This window comes from Pseudonocardia sp. ICBG1293 (genome assembly GCF_020131355.1).
GTDB lineage: Bacteria > Actinomycetota > Actinomycetes > Mycobacteriales > Pseudonocardiaceae > Pseudonocardia.
Genome location: NZ_JAHLEL010000044.1, coordinates 140,445 through 155,472 on the forward strand (window position 1 = coordinate 140,445; position 15,028 = coordinate 155,472).

Sequence of the window (15,028 nt, forward strand, 5' to 3'; positions counted from 1 at the left end):
CTCAGGCGCCGACGTAGGCCGCGAGGTGCACCCCGGTCAGCGTCGACCGGGCGACGACCAGCTCGGCCGGGGTCCCCTCGAACACCAGGGTGCCGCCGTCGTGGCCGGCGCCGGGGCCGAGGTCGATGATCCGGTCGGCGTGCGCCATCACGGCCTGGTGGTGCTCGATGACGATCACCGAGCGGCCGCCGTCGACGATCCGGTCCAGCAGTGCGAGCAGCTGCTCGACGTCGGCGAGGTGCAGGCCGGTGGTGGGCTCGTCGAGCACGAACGTCGTCCCGGACTCCCCCAGGTGCACCGCCAGCTTCAGCCGCTGGCGCTCCCCGCCGGACAGCGTCGTCAGCGGCCGGCCGAGGGTGAGATAGCCGAGTCCGACGTCGGCCAGACGCTCCAGGATCCGGTGCGCGGCCGGGACGCGTGCCTCGCCCACCCCGAAGAACTTCTCCGCCTCGGCCACCGGCATCGCCAGGACCTCGCTGATGTCGCGCCCGCCGAGGGTGTAGGCCAGCACCGAGGCGTCGAAGCGGCGTCCGTCGCAGACGTCGCACGTGGTGGCGACCCCGGCCATCATCGCGAGGTCGGTGTAGACGACGCCGGCCCCGTTGCAGTTCGGGCAGGCGCCCTCGCTGTTCGCACTGAACAGCGCGGGCTTGACGCCGTTGGCCTTGGCGAACGCCTTGCGGATCGGTTCCAGCAGTCCGGTGTAGGTGGCCGGGTCGCTGCGCCGCAACCCCTTGATCGCGCCCTGGTCGACGACGACCACCCCGTCGCGCCCGGCGACCGAACCGTGGATCAGCGAGCTCTTGCCCGACCCGGCCACCCCGGTGACGACGGTGAGCACCCCGAGCGGGACGTCGACGTCGACGCCGCGCAGGTTGTGCCGGTCCGCACCGCGGATCTCCAGGTGACCCGACGGGGTCCGCACCGACGGCTTGAGCGACGCCCGGTACTCCAGGTGCCGCCCGGTCAGCGTGCCCGAGGCCCGCAGACCGGCGAGGTCGCCGGTGTAGACGACGTGTCCCCCGTCGGAGCCCGCCCGCGGCCCCAGGTCCACGACGTGGTCGGCGATCCCGATGGTATCCGGCTTGTGCTCCACCACGAGCACGGTGTTGCCCTTGTCCCGCAGCCGCAGCAGCAGGTCGTTCATCCGGGCGATGTCGTGCGGGTGCAGCCCGATCGTGGGCTCGTCGAAGACGTAGGTGACGTCGGTCAGCGACGACCCAAGGTGCTTGATCATCTTGGTGCGCTGGGCCTCGCCGCCGGACAGCGACCCGGACGGCCGGTCCAGCGACAGGTAGCCGAGCCCGATCTCGACGAAGGAGTCGAGCGTGTCGCGCAGCGACGCCAGCAGCGGGGCCACCGTCGTGACGGTCGCGCTCCGCTCCGCTCCGTCTCCGTCGGCCCGCTCGAGCCCCCGGACCCAGTCGGCGAGGTCGGAGATCTGCATCGCGCAGGCGTCGGCGATGGAGATGCCCCGGATCTTCGAGGAACGGGCGAGCTCGGACAGGCGCGTCCCGTCGCAGTCCGGGCAGCGCTGGAACACGATGGCCCGGTCGACGAACGCCCGGATGTGCGGCTGCATCGCCTCCCGCTCCTTGGCCAGGAACGACTTCCGGATCCGCGGGATCAGCCCCTCGAAGGTGACGTTGACGCCGTCGACCTTGATCCGGGTGGGCTCCTTGTGGAGCAGGGCGTTCAGCTGGGGCCTCGTGAAGCTGCTGATCGGCTTGTCGCCGGGGAAGAAACCGGAGTTGGCGAAGATCCGGCCGTACCAGCCGTCCACGGAGTAGTTCGGGATCGTGAGCGCGCCCTCGACGATCGACTTCGACTCGTCGTAGAGGGCCGTGAGGTCGAAGTCGGACACCGAGCCGCGGCCCTCGCACCGCGGGCAGGCACCGCCGACGATCTCGAACTCGCGGCGTTCCTTGACCTGCTGGCCGTTCTTGCGGACGGTCACCGCGCCGGAGCCGCTGATCGTCGCGACGTTGAAGGAGAACGCCTTCGCCGGACCGGCGTAGGGGGTGCCGAGCCGGCTGAACAGGATCCGCAGCAGCGCCCCGACGTCGGTGGCGGTGCCGACGGTGGAGCGCACGTCGCCGCCCATCCGCTCCTGGTCGACGATGATCGCGGTGGTGAGACCGTCGAGGACGTCGACGTCCGGGCGCCCGAGGGTCGGCATGAACCCCTGGACGAAGGCGGAGTAGGTCTCGTTGATCATCCGCTGGGACTCCGCGGCGATCGTGGCGAACACCAGCGAGCTCTTGCCCGACCCGGACACGCCGGTGAACACGGTGAGCCGCCGCTTGGGCAGCTCGACGGAGACGTCGCGCAGGTTGTTCTCGCGCGCGCCGTGCACGCGGATCAGGTCGTGGCTGTCGGCTGCGTGCATGTCGTTCCCCCCGGTCCGGCCCTGCTCAGGGCCGCTGCTGGATGCGGACCATCGTGCCCGCGGGGTCGCGGAGGGCACGGTCGCGCATCCGGTACGGCTGGTCGGCCGGCTCCCCGGACGACCTCGGCGCCACTCCCCTGGAGCCTGTCGAACGCGGCGTCGAGGTCGTTACCGGAGGGGTGGGTGCCCTCGGCCGTCATCCCGGTTCACGCTAGTGAGGTCGACGGCGCCGTGGCTTCTCGATTCCTGACCGGTCGGGTGATCTGCTCGCGGTCGATGCGGTCGCGCGCACCGCGCGTCCGGTCGGTCGAGCTCGCGCAGGCGTCCTCGTCACGCTCGCTCACCCGAGGAAGTCCCCGAGCAGCGCCGCCACCTCGTCCGGGCGTTCCAGGTAGACCATGTGCCCGGCGTCGACCGGGGCGACGGTGAGGTCCGCGCCGAGCGTGGCGCGGCAGTCGTCCAGCCAGTCCTCGGAGACGAAGTCGGCCCGGACGGCGGGGACGACCAGGGTCGGCAGCCCGGCCGGTGGGACGACGGCGGGGCGCGCCATCTCCGCCCACGCCGCGACCAGACAGGCCTGGCTGAGCCGCCAACGCCAGGCGCCGGCACGCTGTTCGAGATGCTCGTCGACCTCGGCGTCGACGAGCGCGCCGGGGACATCGGCCCAGGTCCCGGCCTTGGCCGCGCGGGCGGCGTCGCGGGTCGCGAAGGCGACCTCGCCCCGGACGTCCTCGGCCGCGGCGAGCATGTCCTGCGGGTCGAGCCCGAGCGCCGGGTCGAGGAGCGCGAGCCGGTCGACGCGCTCGGGCGCGGTGCGCGCGAGGTGCGTGGCGATGGCGCCGCCGAAGGAGTGCCCGACCACGGCGGCGCGCCCGACGCCCTCGGCGTCGAGCACCTCCACCAGGTCCGCGACGTGGCGCTCCAGGTTCCACGGCGGCGCCCACGTCGACCGTCCGTGCCCGCGGACGTCGACGGTGATCCACCGCAGCCGGGGAAGGGCGGTGACCAGCGGCCGCCAGCGCAGACCGTGACCGGTGACGCCGTGGACCGCGAGGACCGGCGGACCGGCGGGGTCGCCCGCGTGGTGCACGTGCAGGGTCATGGCACCATTCTGCACTTTGCCGGAACAGCAACGATTCTTGCCGTTCTGCACGACGACGACCAGGCTGCACGCCATGGACACAGCGCTGCACACCATGGACACGGCACGGACCCACGACGTCGTCGTCGTCGGCGGTGGCCCGGCAGGCCTCAACGGCGCGATGATGCTCGCCCGGTCCCTGCGGTCGGTGGTCGTCGTCGACTCCGGCCTGCCCCGCAACGCTCCGGCCGACGCCGCACACGGCCTGTTCGCCCGGGACGGCGTCGCCCCGGCGGAGCTGCTCGCGACCGGCCGGGAGGAGGTCCGCCGCTACGGCGGCACCGTGCTGCACGGCGAGGTCGTCGGCGCCCGCCGGAGCGGGGGCGGCTTCGCCGTGACCCTGGCCGACGGCACCGCTCTGGGGGCCCGGCGGCTGCTCGTCACGACCGGGCTCGACGACGTGCTGCCCGACGTGCCGGGGCTCGCCCAGGGGTGGGGCGCCGACGTCGTCCACTGTCCCTACTGCCACGGCTACGAGGTGCGTGACCGCCCGATCGCGGTGCTCGGCACTGCGCCCGGTTCGGCGCACCAGGCGCTGTTGTTCCGGCAGCTCAGCGCGGACGTGGTGTACGCGACCCACACGGTGGGGCCGACCCCGGAGCAACGGGAGCGCTTCGACGCGCTGGGCATCACCGTCGTCGACGGGCCGGTCGGCGAGGTGGTGCGGAGCGACGGCGCGGTCACCGGGCTCGTCACGCCGTCCGGTGTGGTGGCACGGGAGATCGTCGCGGTGGCGACCCGGATGGAGGCCCGCGCCGGGTTCCTCGCCGAGCTGGGCCTGGTGCCGGTCGAGCACCCGAGCGGGATGGGCCGCCACCTCGTCGCCGATGCGACGGGCGCCAGCACGGTGGAGGGGGTGTGGCTCGCCGGCAACGTCACCGACCCGGGCGCGCAGGTGGGCGCCGCGGCGGCCGCCGGGGCGTTCGCGGGTGCGGCGATCAATGCCGACCTCGTCGAGGCCGGGGCGCTCGCCGCGCTGCGGGAGGTGGCGCACCTCTAGCCTGGGAGCGTGCTGGTCGTCTTCGGGTTGTCGCGCACGGAGCGCCCACTGGGCCTGGTCGCGCTGGGCTGCGGCACGTGCGGTCACGCGGGTCCGCAGCCCGCGGTACGGCGCAGGACCCGGTTCACGCTGTTCTTCGTGCCGGTGCTGCCGCTGCGCAGCCGGTACGCCACGCGGTGCCCGGTCTGCGGGGCAGGGCGCACCCTGTCCCGCGACGAGGCCCGTCGCCACGGCGCGCGGATCTGAGCCGCTCCCCTGCCCCGCCCGGTCGCGGCGACCCCGGGCGAGCACGGTGGCATCCGTCGCGGCCGCAACCCCTCGGACCGTGCGCCGTGCGTGGGCGGGGGGGGTGCGTGGGAGCTCCACGCACCCCGCCGTCGCACTGTTGCCGTCGCGGTCGGCCGGCCCCGACCCCGCCTCCACCTGCATCGCCCCGCAGTCGTCCCGCCGGCGGGACGGGCGTGCGTCCTGCGCCCGTCCCCGGGCGACGCGACCTCCTCGGTCCCCGCGGCGCGCGACGACGCCTCCCTCGCCGCGCGGATCGGTCGGCGGACCTCCCGCTCACCAGTTCCAGTTGCGCACGATGCGTCCCCCCGTCTTCCGGCCCCACTCCATATCGATCACCATTTCCCGTAGTACCGGTCGACTCCGGCCCGCTCCCCGGGCCGGGACCGGCCCGTGATCACCAATTCCAGTTGCGCACAACACGCCCTTCTTCTCGCTCGAACCCACCTCGCCGCGGTCACCAGTTCCAGTTGCGCACGACACGACTCCTTCCCCGCTCGAATCCGTCCGGAATGCGTCACCAGTTCCAGTTACGCATCGACGATCACCCCCTCCCGTGTCACCGCACGGCACCGGCGGACGTCCGGTCGACGAGCTCCGGCGATGCACACGGCCGGAATCACCGGAATCCGTGAGAACGGTTCCGGACAGCGCGACCGATTCCCGCCGTGCACGACGACCTCCACTCACGACCGGGCCACCCACTACGCCGAATGGCCTCACCGGCACGACGACGTCAGGTGACCGCACACGCGGTGCCGCCCTGCTCCGGGAGCGGCTCCGACAGGGTAGGCGAGGAACATCGGCACGTCAGCGCCTTAGTTGATCTTGAATGCCGGCCGGGGAGTCGCGCGCCGACCTCTGGAGCGGGGAGCGCGGCACGACTGAGCAGCGAGGAAGGCACCGGCGGCGACTATGCTGGGGCCGAGATCGAACGATCTACGATTCGAGGAAATCGGTGAACCGACCCGCCGCCCGGAGCGCTCTCCGGTCCTGGTGGGCGGAGTGGCACCTGTGGTCTCTCCCGGCGCCGGTCCGGGTGTTACTCGTCGCGGTCGAACTCGCCGCTGTGTGCCTGCTCACCGTCGATATCGCGGTCCACGGCCTTCCCCGGGACGGATCACTGTGGTGGACCGCGGGCGCGCTACTCGTCTTCAGCGGCGTGCACGCGGAGATCTCCTTGCGGGCAGAGCGATTACGGCGCCGTATCGCCGATACCCGGTACATCGATCTGAGTTCGGTCTGGACTTTCGCCGGCGCTCTCCTGCTGCCGCCGGCACTCGCCGCGTCCACCGTGATCGTCAGCTACACACATCTGTATTTCCGGGTGTTCCGACCGGCCGGCACTCCGCCGCACCGGCAGTTCTACTCGACGTCCACCGTCGTCCTGGCCGTCTACCTGGTCGCCTCGGTCCGGTACGGGTTCGAGGCCGTCGGCGCCACCACGTCCTGGCTCGCGGTCGTGGAGGTCCTCGCCTGCCTGGTCGTGTACACCGGCACGAACATGCTGCTGGTGGTCGGCGTCATCCGGCTGACCCAGCCGCGCAGCAGGTTCCTCGCGATCCTCGCCGGCGGCGACGTCGGCCTGGAGACGGCCACCCTGTGTCTCGGCGGCCTCGTGGCCACCACCGTGGTGCCGGACCACGTCCTGCTCGTCGGGCTGGTGCTCCCCGCGCTGGTGCTGATGGAACAGACCACGCTGATCCGGCAGCTGGAGACCCGGGCCGCGACCGATGCCAAGACCGGTCTGCTCAACGCCGAGGGGTGGCGGTCGCGGGCCCGGCTGGTGCTCGCGACCGCGGAGCGCGACAGGTCCGGCGGCGGGGTGCTGATCCTCGACCTCGACTTCTTCAAGGAGGTCAACGACCGCTACGGCCACCTGGTCGGCGACGCGGTGCTCCGCGCCGTGGCCGAGGCCATCAGCGACGAGATCCGCGACCGCGACGCCGCGGGCCGGTTCGGCGGGGAGGAGTTCGTCGTCGCGCTGGCCGGGGTCCGCGGACGGCCCGACCGTGACGGGGGTGCGGTCCGCGAGGTGGGCGAGCGGATCCGCCGACGGATCGAGCAGCTGCACGTCCGGGTCGACGACGAGGTCCCCGTCCAGGTCGCCGGCCTGACCGTGTCGGTCGGCGCCGCCGTCCACCCGGGGGCGGGCCGCGACCTCGACGTCCTGCTCGCGGCGGCCGACGAGGCGCTCTACGCCGCGAAGGGCGCCGGCCGCAACCGGGTCCTGGTCCGGCACGGACCCCGCACCCCGTCGCCGCCCGGCCCGTCCGTGCCCGCGCCCCGCCCGGGGGCCTGAGGGCGGTGGGTGGACCCGGCGCGGCGCCGGGCCGGATCCACCGCCCGCGCGCCTCAGGTCGGGAGCAGGTACTCCTCGCTGGCGTGGTGGCAGGCGCTCGGGTGGTGCCCGCCCGGCCGGGTCACCAGCGGCGGCTCCTCGGTCGCGCAGATGTCGGTGGCCTTCCAGCAGCGCGTCCGGAACCGGCACCCGCTAGGGGGGTCCACCGGGCTCGGAACGTCACCGGTCAGCCGGATCCGGGTGCGCCCCTCCCGGACCGAGGGGTCGGGCACCGGGACCGCGGACAGCAGCGCCTGGGTGTAGGGGTGCGACGCGCGCGTGTAGATCTCGTCCTCCGTCCCCAGCTCGACCATCTTGCCCAGGTACATCACGCCGACCCGGTCCGACAGGTGCCGCACGACGGACAGGTCGTGGGCGATGAAGATGTAGGACAGGCCGAACTCGCGCTGCAGGGTGCCCAGCAGGTTCATCACCTGCGCCTGGATGGAGACGTCCAGGGCGGACACCGGCTCGTCGCAGATGATGATCTCCGGCTTGAGCGCGAGCGCCCGGGCGATGCCGATGCGCTGACGCTGCCCGCCGGAGAACTGGTGCGGGTAGCGGTTGACGAAGTCCGGGTTGAGCCCGACGACGTCGAGCAGCTCCTGCACCTTCGCGCGCCGCTCGCCCTTCGGTGCGACCTCCGGGTGGATCTCGAACGGCTCCCCGACGATGTCGGCGACCGTCATCCGGGGGTTCAGCGACGTGTAGGGGTCCTGCAGCACGATCTGCATCTGCCGGCGCAGCGCCCGCAGCTCCGCACCGCGACGGGCGAAGATGTCCTCGCCGTGGAAGCGCACCGAGCCCGACGTCGGCGGCTCCAGGCGCATCAGCACCTGGGCCAGGGTCGACTTGCCGCAGCCGGACTCACCGACGATGCCCAGCGTCTCGCCCTTGCCCAGGGAGAACGACACACCGTCGACGGCGCGGACGTGCCCGACGGTCCGCTTGACCACCGCCCCGACCTTGACCGGGAAGTGCTTGACGAGGTCGTCGACCTCGAGGACGGGCTCGCTCATACGAGATCCTCCGCGAACAGGCAGGCCGACGCCCGCGCACCGGGCAGCGGGATCAGCGGCGGGTCGGTCTCCCGACAGCGGTCCACCGCGCGCGGGCAGCGCGGGTGGAACGGGCAGCCGTCGGGGATGGCGGTCAGCGTCGGCGGGAGGCCGGTGATCGCCCGCAGCTCGGTGCCCTTGCTGTCCAGCCGCGGGATCGAGGCCAGCAGCGCCTCGGTGTAGGGGTGGGCCGGGTTCGCGAAGAGCTGGTGCACGTCGCCCTGCTCGACGATCCGCCCCGCATACATCACCGCGATCCGGTCGGCAACCTCGGCGACGACGCCGAGGTCGTGCGTGATGAGGACCAGCCCCATCTCCCGCTCGCGCTGGATGTCGGCCAGCAGGTCCATGATCTGGGCCTGGACGGTGACGTCGAGCGCGGTCGTCGGCTCGTCGGCGATGAGCACGTCGGGGTCCAGTGCCAGCGACATCGCGATCATGACGCGCTGGCGCATGCCGCCGGAGAACTCGTGCGGGAAGTTCGTGACCCGCTGCTTCGCCCCCGGGATCCCGACCAGGTCGAGCAGCTCGACGGCACGGGTACGCGCGTCGCGCTTGCTCATGCCCCGCCGGGTACGGAGCTGCTCACCGATCTGGAACCCGACGGTGAACACCGGGTTCAGCGCGGACAGCGCGTCCTGGAAGATCATCGCGACGTTCTCGCCACGCAGCTCCCGGCGCCGTTCCTCGGTCGCGGAGAGCAGGTCCTCGCCGCGGTAGCGGACGGCGCCGCCGGCGATCCGGGCGGGCGGCATCGGGAGGATGCCCATCACCGTGTTCGCGGTGACCGACTTGCCGGAGCCGGACTCGCCCAGCACGGCGAGGGTCTCCCCCGCGTGGACGTGGTAGTCCACCCCGTTCAGCACCCGGGCGACGCCGTCGCGGGTGCGGAACTCCACGTGCAGGTCCTCCACCTCGAGCAGCGGCACACCGGCCTGCCCGGTCCCGGCCGGTGCCGGGGTCGCCTGGGTGTCGGGACTCATGACCGGCCCTTCGGGTCGAACGCGTCGCGCACCGCGTCGCCGAGCAGCACGAAAGCCAGCACGGTGACGACGAGGAACGCGCCGGGGAACAGCAGCAGGTGCGGCGAGGTGCGCAGGTAGCTCTGCGCCTCGCTGATCATCACGCCCCAGGACACGACGGGGTCGCGCAGGCCGACGCCGAGGAACGACAGCGTCGCCTCCGCCCCGATGAACGCACCGAGGGCGATCGTCGCGTACACCATCACCGGGGCGATCGTGTTGGGCAGCATGTGCCGCCGGATGATCCGCCACGGGCTCGCACCGAGGGCGCGGGCGGCCTTCACGTAGTCCTGGTTGCGGGCGGCGATCGCGGCGGACCGCATGATCCGCATGACGATCGGCCAGGACAGCAGCCCGATCGTGCCGATCACCAGGCCGCTGATGCCGAGCACGCTCTGCCCGACCGAGGTCCGGAAGGTGGAGAGCACGACGATCGCGCCGAGGATGAACGGCACGCCGAAGAAGACGTCGGCGATGCGGGCGAGCAGCGAGTCCACCCAGCCGCCGGCGAACCCGGCGATCAGGCCCATGACGGCGCCGACGAGCACGACCGCGGTCGTCGCCAGCACCCCGACGACGATCGAGACCCGGGTGCCGTAGACGGTGCGGGCGAAGACGTCGCGGCCGAGGTGGTCGTAGCCGAACCAGGCCTGGGCCGACGGGTCCTGCCGAGCCCGTGACAGGTCGCCCACGGTCGGGTCGACGGAGGTGAACAGCTGCGGGAACGCGGCCATGACCAGGAGGAACGTGATGAGTCCTGCCGCGACGAGGAACAGCGGACGACGGCGCAGGTCGTGCCAGGCGTCGCCGCTGAGGCTGCGGGTGCGGGCCGACGCCTCGGCACGGCCGTCGGTGGCCACGGGCTTGTCGGCCGTGGCGGTGGTGGGGTCAGTCAAGGCGGATCCTCGGGTCGAGCAGGGCGTAGGTGACGTCCACGACCAGGTTCGCGAGCAGGTAGACGATCACCAGCAGGACGACGACGCCGGTGACGACCACCCCGTCGAGCCGCTGGATGGACCCGAAGATCAGCCCACCGATGCCGCGGATGTTGAAGATGCCCTCGGTGACGATCGCGCCGCCCATGAGCGTGCCGAAGTCGGCGCCGAGGAAGGTGATCACCGGGATCGCCGAGTTGCGGGTCAGGTGGACGCCGACGACCCGACGCCGGGTCAGGCCCTTCGCGGTCGCCGTGCGGACGTAGTCGGCGCGCAGGTTCTCCGCGATCGAGGTGCGGGTCAGCCGGGCCACGTAGGCCAGTGACAGGCTGCCGAGCACGTAGCCGGGCACGATCAGGTCCAGGAACCCGGGGTCGGCCGGGACGGTCGGCGGGATCAGGCCCAGCCGCAGCCCGAGGACCGACTGCAGCACGTAGCCGGTCACGAACACCGGCACCGCGACCAGGAACAGCGTCGCGGTGAGCACGACGTTGTCCAGGAACCCCCCGGGCCGCAGCCCGGTGAGCACACCCGCGGTCAGGCCGATGATCGCCTGGATGACCAGCGCGACGACCGCGAGCTTGATCGTGACCGGGTAGGCGTTCGCGATCAGCGTCGCGACCTCCTGGCCGCGGAAGTTCTCGCCGAAGTCGCCCCGCAGCAGGTTGCCGAGGTAGGTGAAGTACTGGACGAAGATCGACTGGTCCAGCCCGTACTCCTCCCGCATGCGCTCGATGAACGCGGGCGGACAGGCCTGGTCGCCGCACTTGCCGGCGAGCGGGTCACCGGGCAGCGCCCAGACCATGAAGTAGATGAGGAACGTGGTGCCGAGGAAGACCGGCACGAGCTGCAGGAGTCGTCGCAGGACATAGCGCCCCACGGGTCACCTCCGGGTTCGGGGTCCGGCGGTTCGCGCCGGGCACGTGCACCGGCGGCCGGGTGGTGACCCGGCCGCCGGTGTGTGGTGGTGGGACGGCGTCACTCCTGGACGGTCACGCTCTCCAGGTCCAGCTCACGGCCGAAGGTCATCTCGACGTTCTGCAGGCGCGGCGACCAGCCGAACTGCGCGGACTGGTCGTTGATCGCGACGCCCGGCATGTCCTGGATCAGGACGCGCTCGGCCTCGGCCCACAGCGCGTAGGCCTCCTCGGCGGTGGCCGCGGTCGAACCCTGGTTGACCAGGGCGTCGAAGCGCGGGTTGGTGTAGCCGCTGTTGTTGTTCGCCGCCCCCGTCGTGTACTGCGGGCGCAGCACGTACTCCATGGTCGGGGTGGAGGCGACCCAGCCGGAACGGAAGATCCCGGTCAGGTTCTCGGCGCGGCGCTGCTCCAGGAACTCCGAGAAGGTCGGCACCGGGACGAAGTTGCAGGGCACACCGAGGGTGTTGCTGATGCTGACGCAGGCGGCCTGCATCCACTCGCGGTTGATCGCCGAGTCGACGTTGGAGATCAGCTCGATCGGGCCGGTGAAGCCGGAGGCGTCGAACTGCTGCTTGGCCCGCTCCGGGGAGAAGGTGCACAGCTCGCCGCACTGGTCGTCGACCTTGCCGGGCACACCCTCGGGGATGAACCCGGTGGCAGGCTGGACGAGTCCGTTGTAGACGTTGTTGATGATCGCCTCGCGGTCCACGGCCATCGAGATCGCCTGCCGCAGCTGCGGGTCGGCGTAGCGCTGGTCGTAGATCGGGAAGGTCATCGTGTGGATGCCGGCGTAGGGCTGGTTGCCGTTCCGGTCGGCCAGGTCCTGCTGGTACAGGTTGTCGATCAGGAACGAGCCCGGGATGGACTCGAGGAAGTCCAGGTTGCCGCTGACGACGTCCTGGTAGGCGGCCTCGCTGTCGGCGTAGAAGCGGAACTCGACGCCGCCGACGGAGACGGGCTGCTCACCACCCCACTCCTCGTAGCGGGTCACGGTCACGTTCTGGTCGGGGACGCGGGCCTCGAAGCGGAACGGGCCGTTGCCGACGGGGTTCGCCTCGAAGGCCGCCGGGTCGGCGAAGAACGACTCGGGCATCGGGTAGAACGCCACGTCGCCGAGGGTGTTCACGAAGATCGGCGACGGCGCGCTCAGCGCGACGGTGAAGGTGCGGTCGTCGACGACCTGCAGACCCGACATCGTCTGCGCCGTCGGCTCCCCCTCGGCCGGGCTGACCTGGTCGAACCCGGCGATGTTGGAGAAGAAGTCCGAGCTGGACTGCGCGTTGGTCTTCAGGGCCACGTAGTTCCACGCGGCGACGAAGCTCTTCGCGGTGACGGGCGTGCCGTCGTGGAAGGTCCAGCCCTCCTTCAGGCGGATCGTCCAGTTCTGCGAGTCGGGGGACTCGATGGACTCGGCGACCTTGTTCTCCGGCTCGCCCTGCTGGTTGTAGTCGACCAGACCGGACCACAGCGCGTCGAGGATCTTGCTGCCGCCGACCTCGCGGGTGTTGCCCGGCAGCAGTGCGTTCTCCGGCTCGGTGCCGTAGACCGAGATCGTGGGGGCGCCCTGGGCGTCGCCCGTGGTGCCGCCTCCCCCGCCGCCACAGGCGCTGAGCACCAGCGCGGAGGTCAGGGAGAGCGCGAGCAGCGCCGCGACTCGAGGTGATCGCATCAGAGTCCTGTCTGTCCGGGACGGCCGCGCCCCGCGGGGTGTGCAGGCGGCCGGTGCGGTTCGGTGGTGGGTCGCACGGTAGCCACACCATCCCCGTTCTCCGGTTACGAATCCATTGCGTCCATCGGCATTGCACTGCGCAACACAGAATGGCGCGCGACGGTCGGTGATCGAATCGCGACGTCCCGTCGGACCCGATCCTCACGAAAAACACATCAGCGCAGGTGGGACCCATTCCGAAGCATTCTTCCGTTGCGCAATGTTGCGTTGTACAACGGAACTACCGGCTGGCTCGTATGACTAGTACCACACCACGTGCGATCGACAAGCCCGTGAGCAGCGACGGCGCGCCGGGCGGGCGCACGAGCAACCACGGGTGAACCGGCTCCGTCCCACTCTCCGGAACGAGAACGTCACGTCGCGGAACACGCCCGCCGGAACCGATTCTGCGCCCGAATAGGGCCGGCGCCGTACTGCACGCATTTCTCGGTGAAGCCGCGTCGTCGATTCCACGGCCCCGCCGGATCACCCGCGCCGACATTTCCACACTTCTCGTCCGGCCACTCGGAGAATGGTGGAGGACCGCCCGGGCGACGACTCGCGGGGGCCGCCGGGGTGCGCTTCACCTGCGGGACCGCGGGATCGCGCCCGGGCCGGGGCCCACCGCGCCGACCACGCCATCGGCCCATCGGACGTCAAACGCTCGACGCGAGCATTTCCGGAAGACCGCCTGAAACGGTCATTCGAGTACGGGCGTACCAATCGTGCGGTCAGCGCTGCGCCGAGCGGCTGAACAGATCGCCCTTGAGGTAGATGTTCCAGTCGGCGGCCTTGAGACCGTGCCCACCGGAGCGCAGGTGGTAGCTCATCGCCGGGCCGCGGAAGGCCGTGTCGGCGGCGGGCTTCCAGCCCGTCGTGCCCAGACCGTTGTCGCCGAGGCCGTACAGGTCGTAGATCCCGGTCGCGGCCTCGTAGGCGAGGAACTCGCCCTCCGGGTCGGCGTTCGAGTCGTCGGTGGCGCTGGCGACCACCAGCGTGCGCGGCGCGACCAGACCCATCAGCTCGTGCTGGTCGACGGGCAGCTCGTCGACCTTGTCCCCGTAGTCCTTGTAGGTCTGCGGGAACCAGTGCGGGAACGAGCTGTTGACCCGCGACACCGTCTCGGCGCCCACTCCCCCGTCGCCGCGGCGGGCGAGCTTCGCCCCGGTCGAGCCGGAGTTGTTGGAGATGACCGCGGCGAAGCGCGGGTCCTGGGCACCGGCCCACAGCGCGGCCTTGCCGGACCGGGAGTGCCCGATGACAGCGATCTTCGACGGGTCGATGTCCTTGTCGGTCTGGAGGTAGTCCATCGCCCGGCTGGCGCCCCAGGCCCAGGCGGCGATGGCCCGGCCTGCGTCGTCGGGCAGGTCGCTCCCGGACGGGTAGAACAGGTTGATCATCTTGCTGCGGTAGATGCCGCTGTCGTCCGGGGCGATCTGCTCGGCGTCGATCTGGGCGAAGGCGTACCCGGCCCGGGTGATCGTCGAGACCGGCGCGTAGTCCGAGGACTGGCCGGGGTCGTCGGAGACCGAGCCCCGGTGGTCGATCATCAGGAAGGTGCCGCGCGGCGTCTGCCCCTTCGGGACGAACAGCCGCAGTGTGAACGACCCGGTGCCCTCCGGGCCGGTGATGCCGATCGTGACCTTCTTGCGGAGCACGTCGCCGACCTCGGTGCTCTGCACGTCGGCGGTCTGCCGGGTGGGCCGGGGCAGCGGCTGCCCGTAGACGTTCTCCCGGAACGCCGCCAGCAGTTCCGCACGCCGGGTCCCCTCCCACTGCGCCACGTCGGTGACCGCACCGCCGTCGAGCAGGCGCAGTGGGTTCGGGTACTGCGTGCCGTCGATCGTCACCGTCGCCGCGGCGGACAGGACCGCCGCGGGGGCCGAGGCGTGGGCGAGGTGGGCGACCGGTGCCGCCGTGCCCCCGCCCGCACCCACGAGCCCGGCCACGGCGACCGCGCCGACGACGAACAGCGACGTCGCCGTCCTCGTGACGGGGGGCGGGACGCGACGCCGGCTGAGCGGCGGGATCGAGGTGGGCACGTCCGGGACGTTACCGAGGCCGGGACTCTCTGCAACCGCCATCGCCGATGTGACGCCTATCGGGGACGAGATCACACCCCTGACGTGTGACGCCCATCGGCCCCGGTGTCGCCGCAGGTGACGACGGGGTACGGCCGGGCGGGACGGCCCTCGCGCGGTGATCGGCCCGGGTTCGCAGCTGCGAACC

Annotated in this window: 12 protein-coding genes; 3 read left to right on the top strand and 9 right to left on the bottom strand. The window is 71.7% G+C overall.

The genetic code is table 11. From position 1 onward, the window contains the following. Position 1: 1 nt before the first annotated feature. The 3 genes from KPF47_RS20675 to KPF47_RS20690 form a co-directional block, all read right to left on the bottom strand. Positions 2-2,389, bottom strand: coding sequence for an excinuclease ABC subunit UvrA (locus KPF47_RS20675; RefSeq protein ID WP_224390381.1), 2,388 nt, complete (start codon positions 2,387-2,389; stop codon positions 2-4). A 206-nt stretch (positions 2,390-2,595) separates the two neighbouring features. After that, entirely contained in the window at positions 2,596-2,733 is a 138-nt protein-coding gene (locus tag KPF47_RS20685) for a hypothetical protein (RefSeq protein WP_224390382.1), read from the bottom strand. Next, complete coding sequence (locus KPF47_RS20690) at positions 2,730-3,491, bottom strand: alpha/beta hydrolase (RefSeq protein WP_224390383.1); 762 nt, start codon at positions 3,489-3,491, stop codon at positions 2,730-2,732. The genes KPF47_RS20685 and KPF47_RS20690 overlap by 4 nt, the downstream gene beginning before the upstream one ends. 73 nt (positions 3,492-3,564) lie before the next feature. On the opposite strand from KPF47_RS20690, the gene KPF47_RS20695 reads away from it, so the two are divergent. The 3 genes from KPF47_RS20695 (at position 3,565) to KPF47_RS40285 (ending at position 7,117) form a co-directional block, all read left to right on the top strand. Further along, positions 3,565-4,530: an NAD(P)/FAD-dependent oxidoreductase gene (locus KPF47_RS20695; protein ID WP_224390384.1), complete on the top strand. Its 966-nt coding sequence runs from the start codon at positions 3,565-3,567 to the stop codon at positions 4,528-4,530. A 9-nt stretch (positions 4,531-4,539) separates the two neighbouring features. Next, positions 4,540-4,776, top strand: coding sequence for a zinc ribbon domain-containing protein (locus KPF47_RS20700; RefSeq protein ID WP_224390385.1), 237 nt, complete (start codon positions 4,540-4,542; stop codon positions 4,774-4,776). A gap of 1,333 nt (positions 4,777-6,109) precedes the next feature. Continuing rightward, positions 6,110-7,117: a GGDEF domain-containing protein gene (locus KPF47_RS40285; protein WP_224390386.1), complete on the top strand. Its 1,008-nt coding sequence runs from the start codon at positions 6,110-6,112 to the stop codon at positions 7,115-7,117. A gap of 53 nt (positions 7,118-7,170) precedes the next feature. Here the strand turns inward: KPF47_RS40285 and KPF47_RS20710 are convergent, their stop codons facing one another. The 6 genes from KPF47_RS20710 to KPF47_RS20735 all read right to left on the bottom strand — a co-directional run bounded on the left by KPF47_RS20710 (position 7,171) and on the right by KPF47_RS20735 (position 14,841). Beyond that, positions 7,171-8,175, bottom strand: a complete 1,005-nt coding sequence (locus KPF47_RS20710; protein ID WP_224390388.1) for an ABC transporter ATP-binding protein — start codon at positions 8,173-8,175, stop codon at positions 7,171-7,173. Beyond that, entirely contained in the window at positions 8,172-9,197 is a 1,026-nt protein-coding gene (locus tag KPF47_RS20715; protein WP_224390390.1) for an ABC transporter ATP-binding protein, read from the bottom strand. The genes KPF47_RS20710 and KPF47_RS20715 overlap by 4 nt, the downstream gene beginning before the upstream one ends. Continuing rightward, positions 9,194-10,132: an ABC transporter permease gene (locus tag KPF47_RS20720; protein ID WP_224390392.1), complete on the bottom strand. Its 939-nt coding sequence runs from the start codon at positions 10,130-10,132 to the stop codon at positions 9,194-9,196. The genes KPF47_RS20715 and KPF47_RS20720 overlap by 4 nt, the downstream gene beginning before the upstream one ends. Next, positions 10,125-11,051 carry an ABC transporter permease gene (locus KPF47_RS20725; protein WP_224390393.1) on the bottom strand — a complete coding sequence of 309 codons (927 nt, stop codon included), beginning with the start codon at positions 11,049-11,051 and terminating at the stop codon, positions 10,125-10,127. The genes KPF47_RS20720 and KPF47_RS20725 overlap by 8 nt, the downstream gene beginning before the upstream one ends. 98 nt (positions 11,052-11,149) lie before the next feature. Beyond that, positions 11,150-12,760 carry an ABC transporter substrate-binding protein gene (locus tag KPF47_RS20730; protein ID WP_224390395.1) on the bottom strand — a complete coding sequence of 537 codons (1,611 nt, stop codon included), beginning with the start codon at positions 12,758-12,760 and terminating at the stop codon, positions 11,150-11,152. A gap of 770 nt (positions 12,761-13,530) precedes the next feature. Beyond that, positions 13,531-14,841 (bottom strand): dienelactone hydrolase family protein, encoded by a 1,311-nt coding sequence (locus tag KPF47_RS20735; RefSeq protein ID WP_224390398.1) that lies wholly within the window; start codon positions 14,839-14,841, stop codon positions 13,531-13,533. Positions 14,842-15,028: the final 187 nt, after the last annotated feature.

Excerpts from the sequence above, each read along its gene's own strand:
- KPF47_RS20730 (WP_224390395.1), bottom strand. The coding sequence starts at position 12,760 with ATGCGATCACCTCGAGTCGCGGCGCTGCTCGCGCTCTCCCTGACCTCC.
- KPF47_RS20695 (WP_224390384.1), top strand. The coding sequence starts at position 3,565 with ATGGACACAGCGCTGCACACCATGGACACGGCACGGACCCACGACGTC.
- KPF47_RS20675 (WP_224390381.1), bottom strand. The coding sequence starts at position 2,389 with ATGCACGCAGCCGACAGCCACGACCTGATCCGCGTGCACGGCGCGCGC.
- KPF47_RS20690 (WP_224390383.1), bottom strand. The coding sequence starts at position 3,491 with ATGACCCTGCACGTGCACCACGCGGGCGACCCCGCCGGTCCGCCGGTC.
- KPF47_RS20710 (WP_224390388.1), bottom strand. The coding sequence starts at position 8,175 with ATGAGCGAGCCCGTCCTCGAGGTCGACGACCTCGTCAAGCACTTCCCG.
- KPF47_RS20715 (WP_224390390.1), bottom strand. The coding sequence starts at position 9,197 with ATGAGTCCCGACACCCAGGCGACCCCGGCACCGGCCGGGACCGGGCAG.